The organism is Streptosporangium sp. NPDC005286 (assembly GCF_040607515.1).
Taxonomy (GTDB): Bacteria; Actinomycetota; Actinomycetes; order Streptosporangiales; family Streptosporangiaceae; genus Streptosporangium.
Genome location: NZ_JBEXGU010000342.1, coordinates 1 through 3,741 on the forward strand (window position 1 = coordinate 1; position 3,741 = coordinate 3,741).

At 72.3% G+C, this 3,741-nt stretch carries 1 protein-coding gene; it reads left to right on the forward strand.

Annotated elements, in window-relative coordinates:
- Positions 1–172: 172 nt before the first annotated feature.
- The coding region (locus ABZU75_RS45750; protein WP_355569635.1) for a beta-ketoacyl synthase N-terminal-like domain-containing protein at positions 173–3,741 on the forward strand (3,569 nt) is incomplete at its 3' end.

Sequence of the window (3,741 nt, forward strand, 5' to 3'; positions counted from 1 at the left end):
GCCGCCTGACCTGCGGCGCCGCACAACTAGTGAAACGCGCAGCGTGCGCTCGGCATAGTTCGTGCTGGCTGTGAGGCCACGAGCCGGATGTGGCGATTCGAGCGCCTGCCCTTGCCGGGCGGCGGATCGAGTTTCCGCATGTCGGCATTACGACGTGTATGGGGAGCGGCGCGTGAATCGATCCGAGTTCATGCCTGGCCATGACTCCGGCACGGATGACGATCGCATCGCGATCGTTGGAGTGTCCTGCCGGTTGCCCTCCGCGCCAGGTCCGGCGGAGTTCTGGCGGCTACTGAGCGACGGCGTGAGCGCCGTGTCCACGGTACCGCCCGGTCGCTGGAGCACGGATACGGAGCTCGGCCCCGGTGCGCACGGCGCGTTCCTGGACGGGATCGACCGGTTCGACGCCGGGTTCTTCGGGATCTCACCTCGCGAGGCCCGCACGATGGATCCCCAGCAGCGGCTGATGCTGGAGCTCGGCTGGGAGGCTCTGGAGAACGCGCGTATCGCGCCCGCTCCCCTCCGCGGCACCGACGTCGGCGTGTTCATCGGTGTGATGGCCGACGACTACGCGTTGCTGAGCCGCCAGAGCGGCGCTGCGGGAATCGGCCATCACTCGCTCACGGGCGTCAACCGCAGCATCCTCGCCAACCGGGTGTCGCACTTCCTGGCCCTGACCGGCCCGAGCATGGCCGTGGACACGGGCCAGTCGTCATCGCTGGTGGCGGTGCACCTCGCCTGCGAGAGCATCCGCAGCGGCGAGTCCGACATGGCCCTCGCGGGTGGGGTCCAGCTCAACCTCGCCGCGGAGAGCGCCCTGGCGGCCGCGGAGCTCGGCGCGCTGTCCCCGGACGGCAGGTGCTTCACCTTCGACGCGCGGGCGAACGGTTACGTCCGCGGCGAGGGTGGCGCCGTCGTCCTCCTCAAGCCGCTGTCGCGCGCCCTCGCGGACGGCGACCACGTGTACTGCGTCATCGCGGGCAGCGCGGTCAACAACGACGGTTCCGGCGAGGCGCTCACCACCCCGAGTTCCCGGGCACAGGAACGGGTGCTGCGGTCGGCGTATCGGCGCGCAGGCGTGGACCCGGCGAGCGTCGGCTACGTCGAGCTGCACGGTACCGGCACCAGGGTGGGCGACCCCGTCGAGGCCACCGCGCTCGGCGCGGTGCACGGCACGGGCCGATCGGACGCGCCGCTGTGGGTGGGATCGGCCAAGACCAACGTCGGCCATCTGGAGGGCGCGGCCGGTATCGTCGGGCTGCTCAAGACCGTGCTGGCCATCGAGCACCGGCTGCTGCCGCCGAGCCTGAACTTCGAGCGGCCGAACCCCGCGATCCGCCTCGACGAGTGGAACCTGCGTGTGGTGGGGGCTCCGACGCCGTGGCCGGTGAGCCATGGTGACGGTGACGACCGGATCGTCGCGGGCGTCTCGTCCTTCGGCCTCGGCGGCACCAACTGCCATGTCGTGCTGACCTCCGCCCCGGAGCGCACCCGCCCTGTCCCGGTGACCGGGAGTGGGGTCGCCGTACCCGAGGGCGTCGGGGAACGGCCCGAGCCGGAGACGCCGTCACCGGTGTCCTGGCCGCTGTCCGGCCACACCGAGAGCGCGCTGCGGGCACAGGCGGCCCGGCTCGCCCGCCACGTCAGGGAACGGGAAGACCTCTCGACCGGCGACGTGGCCTTCTCGCTGGCGACGACGCGGGCCGGTCTGCGCCATCGGGCGGTCGTCATCGGGGACGGACGCGAGCAACTGCTCCACGGGCTGGACGCGCTGTCGGAAGGGCGCTCCGCGCCGGGGCTGGTGCGCGGCAGGACCGACGTCGATTCCGGTTCCGGCGGCGTGCTCTCCGACCGGGTGGAGCGCCTCGATCAGATGCGGCTGGTCTTCGGGCTCGGTCAGCACACCACGCCGCTGGCCAGCGTATGGCAACGCCCCGGCCAGCAGGTCTTCGTCTTTCCCGGTCAGGGATCGCAGTGGGCCGGGATGGGGGTGGAGCTGCTCGACTCGTCGGCGGTGTTCGCCGCCGCCATGGCGGAATGCGAGGCGGCGCTGGCGCCGTTCGTCGACTGGTCGCTGACGAGCGTCGTGCGAGGGGAACCCGGCAGCCCGCCCAGGGAACGCGCCGACGTGATCCAGCCGGTGCTGTGGGCGATCATGGTCTCCCTGGCGGCGCTGTGGCGGTCGTACGGCGTGGAACCGGCCGCGGTGGTGGGCCACTCGCAGGGGGAGGTCGCCGCCGCGTGTGTCGCGGGCGCGCTGTCGCTGGAGGACGGCGCCTGGCTGGTGACCGCCAGATCGAAGCTGATCACCGAGGTCCTCTCCGGCAGGAGCGGCATGGTCTCGGTGGGACTCCCTCGGGAGGTCGTGGAGGACCGGTTGGCACGCTGGGCGGGCCGCCTGTCCGTCGGCGCCGTGAACGGCCCGTCCTCCGTGGTGGTGTCCGGGGACAACGAGGCGCTGGCCGAGATGATGGCCGAGTGGGCGGACACGGCGCAGATGGGCCGGGTCAACATCGACTACGCCTCGCACTCCTCCGTCGTCGAGCAGATCGAGGAGCGCCTGGCACCGCTGCTGGCGTCGATCCGGCCGCGCAGCTCGGCGATCTCCTTCTACTCGACGGTGACCGGCGCCCCGCTGGACACGGCGGAGCTCGACGGTGACTACTGGTACCGCAACCTGCGCCGGCCGGTCGACTTCCAGGGCGCGGTCGAGCGGCTGCTGGCCGACGGGTTCGGGCTCTTCATCGAGGTGAGCCCGAACCCGGTACTGGTCGGCAGTATCCACGAGAGCGCGCGGACCGCCGGCCGCCCGGCGGTGGCCGTCTGCACCCTCCAGAGGCACAACGCCGGGCTCTCCCGCGTGACGACCTCGATCGCCGAGCTCTACGCGAACGGGGTGGAGGTCGGCTGGGAGAGGTTCCTTCCCGCCGCGTCCCGAGTCGAGTTGCCGACGTATGCGTTCCAGCGTGTCCGCCACTGGCTGGAGGGGGCCGGCCTGGAACGAGAGCGGGAGGAAGCGGGGCCGCGGGCGCGGGCAGGATCGGCACCGGCGGCCGATGGGAGACCGGACAGGCCGGGCAGGCCGGACGGGCCGGACGGGCCGGACGCCGTTCAGCGGCCCGGCTCCGGCAGCCCGCTGGACCTGGTCCGCGACGCGTGCGCGGCGGTTCTCGGGACGTACGATCCCGATGGGATCGATCTCGGCCTGCCCTTCAAGGAGCTCGGTTTCGACTCCGCGATGCTCGTCGAGCTCACCACCCGGCTTGATTCGGCCGCCGGGCCGGCGCTGACCGCCACCGCTCTCTTCGATCACCCCACGCCGGCGAGACTCGCCGCCTTCCTGGGGTCCACAGCCGCCACCGGTTCCGGACCCCTGCCCCCGGAACCGGTGCTCTCTCCTCCGACGGCCGACGAGCCCATCGCGATCATCGGGATGGCCTGTCGCTACCCGGGCGAGATCGACTCCCCGGAAAGCCTGTGGCGGCTGGTCGACGCCGGTGTGGACGCCGTGTCGGCGCTGCCCGCCGACCGTGGCTGGCGGATGGGTGCCCTCGCCGCGGACCATCCCGGAGGCTTCCTCCACGATGCGGGAGACTTCGACGCCGCGTTCTTCGGGATCTCGCCGCGTGAGGCGCTGGCGATGGAGCCGCAGCAGCGGCTGGCGCTGGAGGTGACCTGGGAGGCGGTGGAGCGGGCCGGGATCCCGCCGTCGTCGCTGGGCGGCACCCGGACCGGCGTGTA